Origin of the sequence: Caldicellulosiruptor diazotrophicus (genome assembly GCF_017347585.1) — a bacterium.
Lineage (GTDB): Bacteria > Bacillota > Thermoanaerobacteria > Caldicellulosiruptorales > Caldicellulosiruptoraceae > Caldicellulosiruptor > Caldicellulosiruptor diazotrophicus.
Window position 1 is genome coordinate 1,253,528 of the sequence record NZ_AP024480.1, and the last position, 15,873, is coordinate 1,269,400.

General features: G+C 34.9%; 16 protein-coding genes. All 16 read right to left on the reverse strand.

Going from position 1 to position 15,873, the window contains the following annotated elements; genetic code table 11:
- Window positions 1-29: 29 nt before the first annotated feature.
- The 16 genes from CaldiYA01_RS06005 to nuoE all read right to left on the reverse strand — a co-directional run bounded on the left by CaldiYA01_RS06005 (window position 30) and on the right by nuoE (window position 15,787).
- Window positions 30-974, reverse strand: a complete 945-nt coding sequence (locus CaldiYA01_RS06005) for a copper transporter (protein ID WP_207182578.1) — start codon at window positions 972-974, stop codon at window positions 30-32.
- 6 nt (window positions 975-980) lie between these two features.
- Window positions 981-2,096: a putative cytokinetic ring protein SteA gene (gene steA, locus CaldiYA01_RS06010; RefSeq protein ID WP_207182579.1), complete on the reverse strand. Its 1,116-nt coding sequence runs from the start codon at window positions 2,094-2,096 to the stop codon at window positions 981-983.
- Window positions 2,093-2,521 (reverse strand): methylglyoxal synthase, encoded by a 429-nt coding sequence (gene mgsA, locus CaldiYA01_RS06015; RefSeq protein WP_207182580.1) that lies wholly within the window; start codon window positions 2,519-2,521, stop codon window positions 2,093-2,095. Before mgsA ends, steA begins: the two co-directional genes overlap by 4 nt.
- Window positions 2,522-2,531: 10 nt before the next feature.
- Entirely contained in the window at window positions 2,532-3,641 is a 1,110-nt protein-coding gene (gene rodA / locus CaldiYA01_RS06020; protein WP_207182582.1) for a rod shape-determining protein RodA, read from the reverse strand.
- 1 nt (window position 3,642) lies between these two features.
- The gene (minE, locus tag CaldiYA01_RS06025; RefSeq protein WP_013403308.1) at window positions 3,643-3,945 is read right to left on the reverse strand and encodes a cell division topological specificity factor MinE; all 303 of its coding nucleotides are present in this window, start codon (window positions 3,943-3,945) and stop codon (window positions 3,643-3,645) included.
- Between the two features lie 11 nt (window positions 3,946-3,956).
- Entirely contained in the window at window positions 3,957-4,757 is an 801-nt protein-coding gene (gene minD / locus CaldiYA01_RS06030; protein WP_207182584.1) for a septum site-determining protein MinD, read from the reverse strand.
- A 27-nt stretch (window positions 4,758-4,784) separates the two neighbouring features.
- Window positions 4,785-5,432, reverse strand: a complete 648-nt coding sequence (minC, locus tag CaldiYA01_RS06035; RefSeq protein ID WP_207182585.1) for a septum site-determining protein MinC — start codon at window positions 5,430-5,432, stop codon at window positions 4,785-4,787.
- 15 nt (window positions 5,433-5,447) lie between these two features.
- Entirely contained in the window at window positions 5,448-7,553 is a 2,106-nt protein-coding gene (gene mrdA, locus CaldiYA01_RS06040) for a penicillin-binding protein 2 (protein WP_207182587.1), read from the reverse strand.
- Window positions 7,554-8,075: 522 nt separating this feature from the next.
- Window positions 8,076-8,927: a rod shape-determining protein MreC gene (gene mreC / locus CaldiYA01_RS06045; RefSeq protein ID WP_207182589.1), complete on the reverse strand. Its 852-nt coding sequence runs from the start codon at window positions 8,925-8,927 to the stop codon at window positions 8,076-8,078.
- 16 nt (window positions 8,928-8,943) lie between these two features.
- Complete coding sequence (locus tag CaldiYA01_RS06050; RefSeq protein WP_013403314.1) at window positions 8,944-9,975, reverse strand: rod shape-determining protein; 1,032 nt, start codon at window positions 9,973-9,975, stop codon at window positions 8,944-8,946.
- On the reverse strand, window positions 9,975-10,583 hold the full coding sequence (locus tag CaldiYA01_RS06055) for a Maf family protein (RefSeq protein ID WP_207182591.1): 609 nt from the start codon (window positions 10,581-10,583) through the stop codon (window positions 9,975-9,977). Before CaldiYA01_RS06055 ends, CaldiYA01_RS06050 begins: the two co-directional genes overlap by 1 nt.
- Before the next feature lie 162 nt (window positions 10,584-10,745).
- Window positions 10,746-12,485 (reverse strand): NADH-dependent [FeFe] hydrogenase, group A6, encoded by a 1,740-nt coding sequence (locus CaldiYA01_RS06060; RefSeq protein ID WP_207182603.1) that lies wholly within the window; start codon window positions 12,483-12,485, stop codon window positions 10,746-10,748.
- A gap of 19 nt (window positions 12,486-12,504) precedes the next feature.
- A complete protein-coding gene (nuoF, locus tag CaldiYA01_RS06065) occupies window positions 12,505-14,301 on the reverse strand; it encodes an NADH-quinone oxidoreductase subunit NuoF (RefSeq protein WP_207182611.1) in 1,797 nt (598 codons plus the stop codon).
- Window positions 14,302-14,318: 17 nt separating this feature from the next.
- The gene (locus tag CaldiYA01_RS06070; protein WP_207182613.1) at window positions 14,319-14,708 is read right to left on the reverse strand and encodes a (2Fe-2S) ferredoxin domain-containing protein; all 390 of its coding nucleotides are present in this window, start codon (window positions 14,706-14,708) and stop codon (window positions 14,319-14,321) included.
- Window positions 14,705-15,262 (reverse strand): ATP-binding protein, encoded by a 558-nt coding sequence (locus CaldiYA01_RS06075; RefSeq protein ID WP_207182615.1) that lies wholly within the window; start codon window positions 15,260-15,262, stop codon window positions 14,705-14,707. Before CaldiYA01_RS06075 ends, CaldiYA01_RS06070 begins: the two co-directional genes overlap by 4 nt.
- Window positions 15,263-15,304: 42 nt before the next feature.
- A complete protein-coding gene (gene nuoE, locus CaldiYA01_RS06080; protein ID WP_207182617.1) occupies window positions 15,305-15,787 on the reverse strand; it encodes an NADH-quinone oxidoreductase subunit NuoE in 483 nt (160 codons plus the stop codon).
- Between the last annotated feature and the right edge of the window lie 86 nt (window positions 15,788-15,873).

Below are 15,873 nucleotides of genomic sequence, written 5' to 3' on the forward strand. Positions count from 1 at the left end.
CTCTCGCAAGTAGTTTGAAAACACAAATTCTATTGCATAGCATTTGAAGACTGTAACCTCTTAAATTGTTCAAGTAAACTTTCTCTTCTCTTTTTCAATGAATTTTCAGAAACATCAATACTTGTAAAAGCATTGGGCATTAAAAAGTTTGCTTCTTTTTTAGTACCATAATTGCCATTTCCACCTCTTATGAGCTCTACAAGAGAAACTTTACCTGTCAGTTCATCAACATTATCAACTGTATCCAAGCCCATACTTTTATACTTTTCACAATAGTTTATCTCACTGTATGATTGCTCAACACCAATAACATTAAGGTCGTTTATATTTCTCAACTTTTCAATAACTTTTCTATCAACCGCGTTAAAAGTATCATTTTGAAGTGTATTCCCACCAGCTATTAAAATTGTATCAGCAATCTCTCCTGATAGTCTATTTGTTTCTATATATCTGTTTTCTATTAGTTTAACAAGGGTACTATTTTCAATATTAAATGTGGTGTACAGAGCTAAACTGGCTATCATGTCTTCATGAGGATTATATTCTGAAATAGCATTTGTTTTGTTATTTAAAACATCAATAAAAGATTTTTTTACTTTTACAATCCTTGCTAACTTTATTTGGTTTTTTCTCAAAAAATCTATAAGGTCATTATATGAATAATCTGTTGACGTTACAATTAGACTTACAACTGCATTACTTTTGCATGTTTTAAGGTACGCGTTCACAAGAGTGTCATTTATTTTTCCCAACTGATTTATCTGTGTTTTGTACTCATCAATCTCTTTTAAAAGCCTATCATTTTCTTTTTTCAACTCAACTAAATTCTTATCTATGAGAATCAACTGCTGCTGAAACTGTTTCTGAACAAATTTTTCACTATTTACAGAAAATCCAATAAGAATTCCAACCCCAAGAGCAACAAAAATTGAAGCAATAGTAATGACAAAATACTTTATACTAATTCCATTCATTCTTAACTACCTCAAAATTACTCTAAGTTTTAGTTGAATCAAATAGAAAAAGTACTGAAAAGGTGGAGTTACCATGAGGATTGCAAGTATAGGAATAAGCGCAGAAAATAACAAAACGCCGATGTACTTAAAACTTACCTTTTCAGTATAAAGTTTAGACACACCTCTTGCATCCACAAGCTTTGAACCTATTTTTAGCCTGACCAGAAAAGTGCTTGACATTCCTTTTCGACCTTTTTCTAAAAAATCAAGCATACTACTGTGAGAACCAACTGAAACTATCAGTTCTGCTCCCTTTTCATAAGCCAAAAGAAGAGCGACATCTTCACTTGTACCAGGACATGCTATTGTTTTTGCCTCAAGTCCTAAAGTCTGTATCTTTCTTAGTCCTGGTGCATATCCATTTGGATATGAATGAACAATTATTTCATCACATTTAAAAAGACTCTCTTCAGATACACTGTCCATGTCACCAATTATAATGTTTGGTCTTATCTTTTCCTCAAGCAATGCGTCAGCAGCACCATCAACTGCAATTACAACTGGTTTTACCTCTGTAATATAACCTTTTATTGCTTTAATATCTTTTTTAAAACTGCTTCCTCTTGTCACAACAAGTACATGTCTTCCAGCTATTTTTGTTGAAATGTCAGGTATTTCAAATTGTCCCAAGATAAATCCCTTTTCTTTTTTTGCATATTCTAATGTATTTTCTATAAAATCTTCTAAAAGATTTTCCATTTCTTTAAAACTCTTCTGATAAAAGGATTCAAATTCTTCTTTAGAAAGATAATTTGCAATGCACAGATAATTGCCGTTTAAAAATATCTTATCATCTTTGATTTCTATTATGTCCCCTTCTCTTATTCGATTAAATACATCTTCACCTAAATCATCAATTATAATCACATCGTGTGAAAGAAGAATCTTTGTACCAACGGCTGGAAATTTACCAGTAAAAGACTTTGCACAGTTTATTATTACCTTAACTTTTTTTTCTAAGAGAGAATATGCAGCTACCTCATCAATATCTTCGTGTAATATGACGGGTATTTCACCTGGTCTTAATCTTTTAACCAAATTTTTGGTTCTTCTATCTATCCTTACCTTGCCTTTTATCATCGCTTATCACTCTTATTTTTTTGCAATTTTGGGTTTACAATCTCACGCCAAGATAAGTCTCCTCTGTCGAGAGCTTTTATCAATAGTTCGGCTGTTGCAATGTTAGTTGCAAGAGGAATATTGTGAACGTCACAAAGACGCAAAAGCGCATTTACATCTGGTTCATGGGGTTGAGCTGTAAGCGGGTCTCTTAAAAATATTACCATGTCAATTTGATTGTATGCAATCAACGATCCTATTTGTTGGTCACCACCAAGTGGACCTGGAAGAAATCTATGAACTTCAAGCCCTGTTGCTTCCTGAATTAATCTTCCAGTGGTTCCTGTCGCATATAATGTATGTTTTGACAGTATAAACTTATAAGCTATTGCAAATTGAACCATGAGTTCTTTTTTCTTATCGTGGGCAATAAGTGCTATATTCATTCTCTTCACCTCAAAACATAGTTTTTATATTTTCCTTATAGATATTTTGCACTATTCCAAGTGATGCCATGGAAGTAAGCATTGAGCTTCCACCATAACTCACAAATGGCAAGGGAATTCCTGTTACTGGCATTATCCCAAGAGTCATTGCAATATTTACAAACATTTGAAAACCAAACATTCCTGCAACTCCAGCAACAATATAAGAACCAAGCTTATCTTTACAAGTCGAAGCTATTCTAATAAGATTCATTATAAGTAGGGCATATACCACAATTATAATTATACATCCTACAAATCCAAGTTCTTCACCTGCTACGCCAAATATAAAATCTGATTCTTTAACTGGAAGATAATCAAGTCTGTTAATTGTTCCCATAAATAAACCTTTACCAAATAATCTTCCTGACCCTATTGCTATCTGCGAGTATATTACCTGCCACCCCTTCCCCATCGGGTCAAGCTGAGGATTTAAAAATATTCTTATTCTATCTTTTTGATATTCATGGAGAACAAACTCCCATGCAATAGGAATAAACACCAAAAGAGCACCAATTGCTGCATAGAAATATCTAAGGTTTAATCCTGCAACAAATAAAATTGTAGCAATTATAGCAACAAAAACTGAAGCTGTTCCTAAATCAGGTTGCTTTAAAACAAGAATTATAGGAGCTCCAGCGAAAATTAGTACCTTAGCCAATGTTTTAAGTTTATTAATGTTTCCCTGCAAAGTTACAACTTTTGCAAAAAATATTACCATAAGCAATTTAGAAATTTCAGATGGCTGAAACGAAAAAGGTCCAATTTTTATCCATCTCTGACCACCGAGTACATTTATACCTTTTATATCTACGTATAAAAGCAGAATAAACATTATCATATAAATAATAACATAAAAGTTTGCAATTATTCTATAGTCAATTAACGAAAAAATGAAGTACAAGCTCAATCCTAAAAAAAACCATATGAATTGCGAAATGACCAATTTATATTTTCCTGTCTCCAGAACATTAGTTGCACTTGCAATTAGAATAAATCCTGTAAGACAAAGAATTATCATTAAAATGGTTATGACAACGTTGAACCTTTTTTTTATTGTTTGTTCGTTTTGGACCATCATTTCAGTCGTCAGCCTCGTTGTTTAAAATCTCGGTTTTCTTTACAGATTTTATAGGAATATTGGCAATAAGTGCAGGAACAAATTCCCCTTTCTGCTCAGACGGTGTTCTAGTTATTTGAATTTCTAAAAGTTTGTCATCAATCACTATGTATTTTTGTATAGCCTTTAAAATTTCATTTTTTATCAATTCTAAAAGTTCTGGTGACACATTTGCTCTGTCGTGAATAATAACAAGTTTTAACCTCTCTTTTGCAATATCCTTTGAAGATTGCTTGTTAAAAAACTTGTTAAAAAATTCAAACATTCTTATTCCTCCTAAGAATTATTTAACCCTAAAAACCTTTTAAGTTTACCTAAAAAACCCAGATTCTCTTCTTCGCTCAAAATTGGAATATTCTCTCCCAAAATCCTTCTTGCTATGTTCCTATACTCTTGTCCTGCTCTCGATTTTTCATCCATCACAACAGGTTCTCCTTTGTTAGTAGATATTATAATCTTTTCATCGTCAGGTATTATCCCAAGAAGTTCTATCGAAAGAATCTCAAGAATATCATCAATATCCATCATATCTCCACGCTTGACCATATCAAATCTTATCCTGTTAATAATAAGTTTCGGATTGTGCAGTTCATATGCCTCTAAAAGACCAATTATCCTGTCGGCATCACGTACAGCTGAAACTTCCGGAGTTGTTACCACAATTGCCTTCTGCGCACCTGCAATTGCATTTTTAAAACCTTGTTCAATCCCTGCAGGACAGTCAATTAATATATAATCAAAATCTTCTTTCAACTGTTCACACAAAGCCTTCATTTGCTCAGGTGAGACAGCAGTTTTGTCCTTAGACTGAGCAGCAGGAAGCAAGTAAAGTCCATCAAACCTTTTATCCTTAATTAAAGCCTGTTTTGGTTTGCATCTTCCTTCTACAACATCTACAATGTCAAATACAATTCTGTTTTCAAGTCCCATAACAACATCTAAATTCCTAAGACCTATATCAGCATCAATCAAAAGCACTCTTTTCCCTAAAACACTTAAATATGTTCCTACATTTGCAGTTGTTGTTGTTTTTCCAACTCCACCTTTACCAGAAGTAATTACATAAACCTCTCCCATTTTCTAAAACTCTCCTTTTTGATTATTTTAAAATTGTGTAACAGGCTTAACAACTATTGAATCATTTTCTATATATGCTATTTCTGCAACTGACTTTTCGTGTTTGTTTCCTTCATCGGGCGCTCTTGCAATTATATTGGCAATCCTGATTTGAACAGGGTCCATCTCAAGCGCAAAAACAACAGCATCTTTGTTACCTGAAATGCCAGCATGTGCAATTCCTCTGAGTGCTCCCAAGACAATTATATTGTTTTTGGATATTACCTCAGCTCCTGGATTAACATCTCCTATAATTATTATATCAGACTCTGAGGTTATAACTTGTCCTGAACGCAGAGTACCTTTATGTACCTTCGCATTGAGCTTTTCTTCTTTTATATTTTCAACTCGTTCTTCTGAAGTTGAAATAAGATTATGAAAACTAATCTCATCCCATGGGAATATTATATCATGCACTCCTCCAAATGTCTTCATTATTTCAATTAGTTTTTGTAACTCATAACTATTAAGTCTTCTTCCAATAAACTGTATAGGTATTTCATACCCTGAAAAGAAATTTTTTCCGTTTATAACTTTTTGCTTAAAATGGTCACAGATTATATCAAAATCACAGCTACTGTCCAAAATTACTGCAATTCCTTTTCCAAATCCCTTTAAAATAACAGGTTCACTCAAAAAAATCCTCCCCCTTTATTGCTCCCTATTCTCTTGTTGCTGAGGTAAATTAAAATAAGCATCTATTATATCCCTTGCAACATATGCTGCATATGAACCGTGTCCACCGTTTTCCAAAATTATAGCAAAGGCAATCTGGGGGTCATCATACGGCGCAAAACCAACAAACCAAGCATGTGCAGCCGATGAGTTTGAATACTGCGAAGTTCCTGTTTTTCCTGCTACAGTAAACGGCAAATCTTTGAACGCTTGTCTTGCTGTTCCACCCTCTTCGCTTGTAACACTCTTCATTCCTTCAAAGACAGCTTTTTTAGTTGATTCATACATCTTCACCCTGCTAAGTACTTTTGGTACAGACTTATAAATAACTTTCCCATTTGCATCTACAATCTTGTCTATAAGATTCACCTGATATCTTGTCCCACCATTTGCAACAGTTGCAATAAAACTTGCCATCTGTATAGGTGTAAATGCGTTTATAGACTGACCAATAGCTGCTAAAACGGTATCACCTGGATACCACGGTTGACCAAATATTTTCTTTTTATTCTTTTCATTTGCAAGTATACCATTCGACTCACCATCAAGCTGGATGCCAGTCTTGCCACCAAGCCCAAACAGTGTAGCGTATTTATCAATTCTTCCTATTCCAAGTCGCCTACCTGTTTCATAAAAAAATACATTACAAGAGACCTTTAAGGCATCTACAACATTTACCCAGCCATGTGTTGTACGGTATCTATTCCATATCCAGCAGGCGGGTGTAAATCCTGATTTTGCATAGTACAAATATTTACCTGTATCTAATATTTTTTCATCCGGTTTGATGACACCTTCTTGAAGACCTGCAATTGCTGTCAGTATCTTAAAAGTTGAACCAGGAGGATAAACCCCAGCAATTGCCCTGTTGAACATTGGTCTTGTTGGATCATTAATTAGCTTATTCCATTCATTTGCAGTAATACCTTTTATAAATACATTAGGATTGTATGAAGGATAACTTGTTAGAGCAAGAACATTACCTGTTTTGACATCAATTACTACAGCCGCACCGCTGTTTGCTTTTGGGAATCTCTCACCATAATCACCATTTCTTATCTTCTCCAAAACTTTTTTAAGCGATTCATAAGCAACTTTTTGAAGTTTAGAATCTATTGTCAAATAGACATTTGCACCCTTCATTGGTTGTTTTTCTATTTTGACATCATTTATTCTTCCAAACTTGTCAACTTCAATAAGCTGAAGTCCATCCTTGCCACGTAGATAATTTTCGCACTTTTTTTCTATTCCCTCAACTCCAATTAAACTATCCTGTGAATATCCTTTGTCTTTTAGAATTGCATATTGCTCTTGAGTTATTTTACCTATTCTTCCTACTACAAACGCATTGTATATTGCATCTTTGTAAACTCTTACTGCCTTTGTATCTATGTTAACAAACGAAAAATCTCTGCGCCTTTCTTCAATCTCAGCAATTGTTTTCATTGAAATATCAATTGCAATTGTAACAGGTTGATACATTTGATAATAATTATAAAATAACATATCTTCAATTGCCATGACTTGAAGAGTTGTTTGTTGGTCAAGATTTTCTGGAATATAAAACTTCTTTTTTAATAATTCAAAAGCTTGCTTGGCAGAAAAGTTCAAAGGAATGTCTCTATCTTTCTTCCATTGGGTTTCAACCTTTTTTGCAAGTTTCTTGTCTGTAATACCAAAATTAAATCTGATGGGATTTATGTCAATTTTAAATTGATTTATAATTTTGTCTCCATTTTTATTTAAAATATTCACGATTTCTATTATCTTTTTTGTAAATTCTCTTTTTTGACTTTCAGTTCTAAGTTGCTGAGTTTTCATGATCTGAAGAACATAAGCAGGTCTATTATCAGCAAGTGGTCTACCATTTCTATCATAAATAATGCCCCTTGGTGCTTCTAAATTTGCTTTTTGCATTAATTTCTTTTCTGAAAGCTCATAGTAATAATCTCCCTTTATAATCTGCAAATAACTCAATCGCACAACTAAAATTACCACAAGGCAGATAAAAAATATGTATAAAAATGTCCATCTGTTAAATATATTCTTTTCTCTTAACTTTTCTATATATAACATCTTCATTCTTCTCTCAAATTTCTCCCCTTTTTAAGTTTCAGTAAGTATTTGCTCTCTCTCGACACCATAAAATAAATGAATATCCCAAATACTGAGCTCAGAATAAATTGAACCATAGAATTACTCAATAATACTGAAGGAACTGGTATTTTATTAAAAGCAATACTTACTGCAGTATATTCCAAAAAATTTAAAGAAAAGATGTAGATTAAAAGAAATAAGAGAAATATCTCAACTCTTTGCAGATAAATCTTTTCCTTAAGTCTGTTGGAAATTATTGCAAGTACAACTATTAAAAAGAGATTCAAGAAAAAACTATTTGTAAATAAAAAACAAAATACAAAAATAATAAACAGATTAACTATTATTGCATCTAAAAAATCAAAAAATATAACATAACTAATAATAAGCGGTAAAAATAGTAATACAGTGTTCCCTTTAATTTGAATGACTTCTTGCAATATTGTTTGAAAAAAAATTACAACAATAATGTTTATTCCATGTAAAATCAACTTATTCTTTAGCAACTTATTTAACACCTACCGATAAATTTATATCTTTTACTTGCTTTATTACCATAACATATTCCACGTTTTCGATGTCAGCTAAAGGCTCTATTAAAATGTTTTTGGTAAGTTCAAACCTGTCGTTTTTTATCTGCACAACCCTGCCAATTGCAATTCCTTTTGGAAATATCTCACCCATTCCAGAAGTCATTACAATATCATTAACTTTAATCTTAGAATCTTTCGAGATATATCTCAACTCACATAACCTTTTTGATAAAAGATTGACACTCCCTCTTACAACACCAATTTCTCGTGTTCTGACAACCATAGCAGATGCTGAAAAGTCAGGGTCAAGAACAGTTATCACCCTCGCCCAGTTTGAGCCAGCATCTGCAACATATCCTATCAATCCCTGATTATTGATAACAACCATGTTTTTCTTTACACCATCTTTTTCACCTTTATCTATGATAAAAAAACTAAGCCAAGCTTCTTGAGACCTCTGAACAACTCTGGCAATTTCAAAACTTGTAGTCAATCCAATTTGCTCTTTTAGCTTCAAAAGTTCTTTTAATTTTATATTCTCACTTTTTACTTCTTCAATGGTAATTTTATCAATCTTTAATTTATTCATCTCTTCTTTTAATCGTTTATTCTCAGCAATAATTTGGTTGAGATGAAATATTCCATTTATATACTCTCTTATATCTCTTATAATCCTAACTATTTGGGAATTAACAGGGATATATCCGTCTTTCAATTTTCTTGAGATAATATTTGAATCGTAGTTTTTTAGGGATATTACAGTTGCAGCTATACTAAATAAAAATGCAAATAAAACCACAACGGTTAATAAAATATTTCTTTTCAAAACATTTCATCCTCCACTACCTTGAACTCCTGTTAATCATTACCTTTTGCAAGGTTTCAATTTCTTCTAATGCCTTTCCCGCCCCCAGAGCAACGCAATCAAGAGGTCTTTCAGCTATGTGAACAGGAAGACCAGTTTCTTTACTTATAAGTTTGTCAAGTCCCTTTAAAAGCGCACCACCACCTGTCAGCATAATCCCTCTTTCCATAATGTCTGCTGCAAGCTCTGGCGGAGTCTTTTCAAGAGTTTGTTTTATCGCATCAACTATTGCCATAACAGGTTCTTTTAAAGCATCCCTTATTTCTGTTGATGAAACCTTTATAGTCTTTGGAAGACCAGTTATAAGGTCTCTTCCTTTTATTTCATACCACTCTTCTTTTTCAAGAGGATACGCAGAGCCGATGTTTATTTTTATTTCTTCTGCAGTTCTGTCACCTATCATTAAGTTATATTCCTTCTTTATATAATTTGAAATTGCCTCATCAAACTCATCCCCAGCAATTCTTAAGGATTTACTGGTGACAATTCCACCCAAGGATATCACTGCAACCTCTGAAGTGCCACCACCAATATCTACTACCATACTTCCTGACGGTTCATCAACTGGAAGTCCTGCCCCAATGGCCGCTGCCATGGGTTCTTCCATTATATAAACCTCTTTTGCCCCTGCTTTGTAAGCTGACTCTTCCACAGCTCTTCTCTCAACTTCTGTCACACCTGATGGAACACATATAACAACTCTTGGTCTTAAACCAAGAAATGATTTTTTGTATGCTTTTTCCATAAAATACTTTAACATAACTTGAGTTGTATAAAAATCAGCAATAACGCCATCCTTTAATGGTCTTATTGCCACAATGTTGCCTGGTGTGCGGCCAATCATCTCTTTTGCTTCATTCCCAACTGCCAAAATCTTCCCAGTGTCCTTTTGAACAGCTACAACAGATGGTTCATTTACAACAATACCTTTTCCACGCAAATGTACAAGTGTGTTTGCAGTTCCTAAGTCAATTCCCAAATCTCTGTAGAGTGACTTTAAAAGTCCCATCACAACTCTCCTTTCATTAAGTCATATCCAAGTTTTTGTAGCATGATGTTTAGTTTGTACAATGGAAGACCAACTACATTGTAAAAACAGCCCTCTATCCTTTCAACAATTAAGCTTCCAAAACCTTGGATTGCATATGCCCCTGCTTTATCAAAAGGCTCTTTTGTTGAGATATATCTTAAAATCTCTTCATCGGACATATGCTTTATATAAACGTTACTTTTTTCGTATTCCACCAAAATTCTCTCGCTTGGTCCATCAATTATACATACACCGGTGTAAACAGTATGCCACTTACCGCTTATTTTTCTGAGCATCCAGAAAGCTTCATCTTCATTTGAGGGCTTTCCAAGAATGACTTCTTCAACATACACCACAGTGTCAGCTGCAATAACCAAGCTGCACTTTTTATCCTCTCCAAGTTTTTCAAAAATCTTTTGAGCTTTCTTTTTAGCAAGCTGCATTACATTTTCTTCAACCGAAAGACTTTGATCTATACTTTCATCAACGTTTGATGGAATTGTTTCAAACTCTATGCCAAACTGCTTTAAAAGCTCTATTCTTCTGGGTGATGAAGAGGCAAGAATTATTCTTTTCAATTTTGCCAAATCTAACCCCTTTCTTTTAATGTAGTTATTTTGCTCAGCCTTTCTTGACTCTCTGATATTCTATTATATCATTAATATGTTACAAAAAAAATAACTTTTGATAAAAAAAGAAGCTGGCAAATCAGTATTACCAGCTTCTTTTTCTTAAGGTTGAAATTAAAATTAATACAATGGCCTTTTCTTATAGTGTGTATGCAAAATATGATGAGCTTTTTCGCTATTTGGATGACCTAAGAACTCTTCATATAATCTTTTTACAGTAGGATTTTCATGAGACTTTCTTATTGGCAAAGACCTATCTTCATCATATATTGCACTTGATCTGAGTTTTGCAACATCTACTTTTTCTTTTATCTTTGCAGGGACAATTGGCTGTCCACCACCCATTATGCAACCACCGGGACATGCCATAATCTCTATAAAATGATACTCTTTTTCTCGGTTTTTGACCATCTCAAGAAGTTTTTTAGCATTTGCCAGGCCATGAGCAACGGCTGCTTTAATCTTCATACTACCGACATCAATCTCAGCTTCTCTTATTCCCTCGAGACCGCGAACCTGTGTAATTTCAACATTTTCAAGGGTTTTTCCTGTCAGCACTTCATATACAGTTCGCAGTGCTGCTTCCATTACACCGCCTGTTGTTCCAAATATAACACCGGCACCTGTTGCATCTCCCATTGGATCGTCAAAATGACTATCTGGCAGGTTCACAAAGTCAATTCCCGCTTCTTTTATCATTCTTGCAAGTTCTCTTGTTGTTAAAACTGCATCAACATCTGGATATCCACTTGCCGCAAGTTCTTCCCTTTGAGCTTCAAATTTCTTAGCAGTACATGGCATAACTGACACAACAAACATGTTTGCAGGGTCAATTCCCATTTTCTGTGCAAAATATGTCTTTAAAATTGCACCAAACATCTCGTGTGGAGATTTGCAGGTTGATAAATTGTCTAAAAATTCAGGAAAATAGTGTTCACAGAATTTAATCCAACCTGGTGAACATGAAGTTATCAAAGGCAACTTACCACCATTTTTAATTCTGTTGATAAGCTCTGTACCTTCCTCCATAATGGTAAGGTCTGCACCTGTGTCTGTATCAAATACCTTATTAAAGCCAAGCATTTTAAGAGCAGTTACCATTTTGCCTGTAACTCTTGTGCCTATTGGAAGTCCAAACTCTTCACCAAGAGCAACTCTAACAGCTGGAGCTGTCTGAACAACTACATATTTGTTCTTATCTGCAAGTGCTCTCCATACAATATCTGTTGAATCTTTCTCTCTTAAAGCTCCAACTGGACAAACCTGAATACATTGACCACACATTGTGCATGCAACTTCATTGAGACTTCTGTCAAATGCAGTAGATATAACTGTTCTGAAACCTCTATAATTTGCGTTTATAACTCCGACTTCTTGAACATTTCTACATACATTTATACATCTTTTACAAAGTATACATTTATTAGGATCTCTTACAACAGAAGGTGAAAAATCATCAAGAGGTCTTCTTATATTTTCACCTTCATATCTAATCTGTTTAACATTTAAATCTTCAGCAAGTTTTTGAAGTTCACAGTTCCCGCTCCTGACACATGTCAAGCAGCTTCTGTCATGGTTTGACAATATAAGCTCAAGATTGACCTTTCTTGCTCTTCTTACCCTTTCACTGTTTGTGATAACTTCCATGCCTTCCGACACAGGATAAACACAAGCAGCCTGCAAGCTTCTTGCCCCTTTTACTTCAACAACGCACATTCTGCAAGCACCAATTTCATTTATACCTTTAAGATAACACAGGGTTGGAATCTCAACTCCTGCTTCGCGTGCAGCTTGGAGTACTGTATAATCTTTTGGCACTTGAATTTTCTTACCATCTATTGTGATATTCACCATTTCCATTTGTCATACCCTCCCTTGTTTATGCCTTCTTGGAGATTGCTTTAAATGGACACTTCTCTATGCAAACTCCGCATTTGATACATTTGCTCTGGTCAATCTCAAAAGGCTTTTTAATCTGTCCTGTGATAGCATTTGCAGGACAATTCTTAGCACATATGCCACAGCCTTTACAAAGATCTTTGTCTATCACAATTCTGAGTAGTGCCTTGCAAGCACCTGCTGGACATCTCTTTTCTTTTACATGCGCTTCATATTCATCTCTGAAATATCTCAGCGTGCTTAAAACAGGGTTTGGTGCAGTCTGACCAAGTCCACAAAGAGCACTGTCTTTAATTGAATATGCAAGTTCTTCTAACTTCTCTAAATCTTCTTCTGTGCCATTTCCGCTTGTTATCTTCTGCAAAATTTCGAGCATTCTCCTTGTTCCTATTCTACATGGTGGACATTTTCCGCATGACTCATCAACTGTAAACTCTAAGAAGAACTTTGCTATATCAACCATACAGGTGTCTTCATCCATCACAATCATTCCGCCAGAACCCATCATTGTACCAAGTGCTGTTAAAGAATCAAAATCAATTGGTGTGTCCATAAGCGATGCTGGAATACATCCACCTGATGGTCCACCTGTTTGAACTGCCTTAAATTTTTTGCCACCAGGAATTCCGCCACCAATATCCTCAACTATCTCTCTTACAGTTGTTCCCATTGGAACTTCAATAAGTCCTGTATTGTTAACCTTTCCAACAAGTGCAAAAACTTTTGTCCCTTTGCTCTTCTCTGTTCCAATTGATGCAAACCACTCTGGACCCTTTAGAATTATTACTGGAATATTTGCGTATGTCTCAACGTTATTAAGTAAAGTAGGTTTTCCCCACAATCCTTTTACAGCTGGGAATGGTGGTCTTGGTCGTGGTTCTCCTCTGTGTCCTTCAATTGATGTCATCAGTGCTGTTTCCTCTCCGCAAACAAATGCACCAGCACCAAGCCTTATCTCTATATCAAATTCAAATCCTGTACCAAGTATATTTTTACCTAAAAGTCCATACTGTCTTGCTTGTTCAATAGCAATTTCTAATCTCTTTACTGCCAAAGGATATTCTGCTCTGACATACACATAACCTTGTTTTGAACCAATTGCATACCCAGCAATTGCCATTGCCTCAATTACAGAATGCGGATCACCTTCCAAGATACTTCTGTCCATGTATGCCCCTGGGTCACCTTCGTCTGCGTTGCAAACAACATACTTAACATCACCTGGAGCTTTTGCTGCAAATTCCCATTTAAGTCCTGTTGGAAATCCACCGCCACCTCTTCCTCTAAGACCTGACCTTTTTACCCAGTCAATCACCTGTTCAGGTGTCATTTCTGTAAGAACCTTTGCCAAAGCCTTGTATCCATCATATGCGATATATTCTTCAATATTTTCTGGATTTATAACGCCGCAGTTTCTAAGAGCAATTCGCATCTGCTTTTTATAGAATTTAACTTCATTTAATGATTTTATCTGACCTTCTTCTATGGATTCTTTATACAAAAGCCTCTTTACTATTCTTCCTTTTAAAAGATGCTCTTCAACAATCTCTTTTACATCAGAGTCTGCAACCTTGCTGTAAAAAGCTCCTTCTGGATAAACAATGACAATTGGACCTTCTGCACAAAGGCCAAAACATCCTGTACGAATTACTTGAATCTCATCTTTTAAATTTTGAGCTTCGATCTCTTTTAGAAATGCATCATATATTTTATCTGACCCACCTGATGTACAACCTGTCCCACCACATACAAGAACGTGCGCTCTGTACAATGGCATATTAGTCTTCCCTCCTTTTAGTTATTTGCCTCTTTATTTTCTTCATAGCCAATTGTGTATTCATATACTGGTTTTCCGTTGACCAAATGCTCTGCAACAACCTTTAAAACTTTTTCAGGAGTCATTTTAACATATGTGACCTTTTCTTTATTTGGTTCATAAACCTCTACAATTGGTTCATACTTGCAAAGTCCAATACAGCCAGTCTGCACAACTGTAACGTTTCTTAAATTTCTTTTTTGAATTTCTTCAACAAACTTGAGCATAACAGGTCTTGCACCCGCTGCTATTCCACATGTTGCCATACCAACAACAACTCTTATCCCTTCACCGTGTTGTTTTCTGAACTCAAGCTCTTCTAACGCCTTTTTCCTTATTTCTTCAAGCTCCTGAATAGACTTAATCATTTATTATTTACACCTCCGGTTAAATTTGATAAACCACTTTCTAACTGGCTTCGAATAAAGTCAAGTACGCTCAGAGTATTCAAAGGAATATCATCGCCCAAAACCTCTCGGATGCTTCTTGTATCAAAAGTAAATTCACTTTGATTGTTTCTGTAACAAAATATAAAATCTACATCTGGTGCTCCACTTATAAGTGCAAGTAGGGTCTCTGCAATATTTCCAAGAGGAGGTCTGTCTATATGAGAATGTTTCATCTTAAGCACTATTTTAGTGCCTCTTTCGAGCCTTTCAACAGTGAAGCTTCCTTCACAGTCCATTGCAAGTTGTTTTGCTAAAGAAAGACCAAGTCCTACTTTTCGTGTTTTTCTTGTGGTGTAAAAAGGGTCTGTCACTATATCAATAACTTCCTTAGGAATACCCCTTCCATTATCCTCTATTGTAATGGTAAAAAGGTCCTCTTCCAAATCTTCGACAATCTCAATCTTAACTAAACTTGCACCCGCTTCTATTGAATTTTGCACAAGATCAAGGATATAAAGCGAAAGATCGTTCAATTATATCACCTTATATTTTCTTACCATTGTCAATTTGTTAAGTTAATATCTTGACAAAATATCTGTAACATCATCCTCACTCAACTTTCCATACACAGTATTGTCAATTACAACAACCGGCGCCAGTCCACAAGCTCCCAAACATCTGGTTGCTTCAATTGAAAATTTTCCATCTTCTGTTGTTTCCCCTACGTCAATCTTTAAAAGTTCTTTTAACTTATCCAAAATCTTGTCTGCACCTTTAACGTAACAAGCTGTACCCATGCACACACTTATCTTATGGTCCCCTGTTGGCTTTAAGGTAAACCTTGTATAAAATGTCGCAACACCGTAAACCTCAGCCATTGGTATATTGAGCCCTTCTGCTATTCTTTTTTGAACTTCATATGGCAAATATCCAAAAAGTTCCTGTGCCTCATGCAAAACTGGAATTAAAGCCCCTTTCCTTGATTTATTTTTTTCAATAATTTCATCAAGTTTTTTGAAATTCTCTTCTGTTAGATTCTTACCCTGGCAACAAGACATAAATCTGCATCCCCCTTCTATTGTTAGAAATTTAACATACTGAGTTAAAACTACTGTTAATATTGTAACATACAATGGGTTATAAA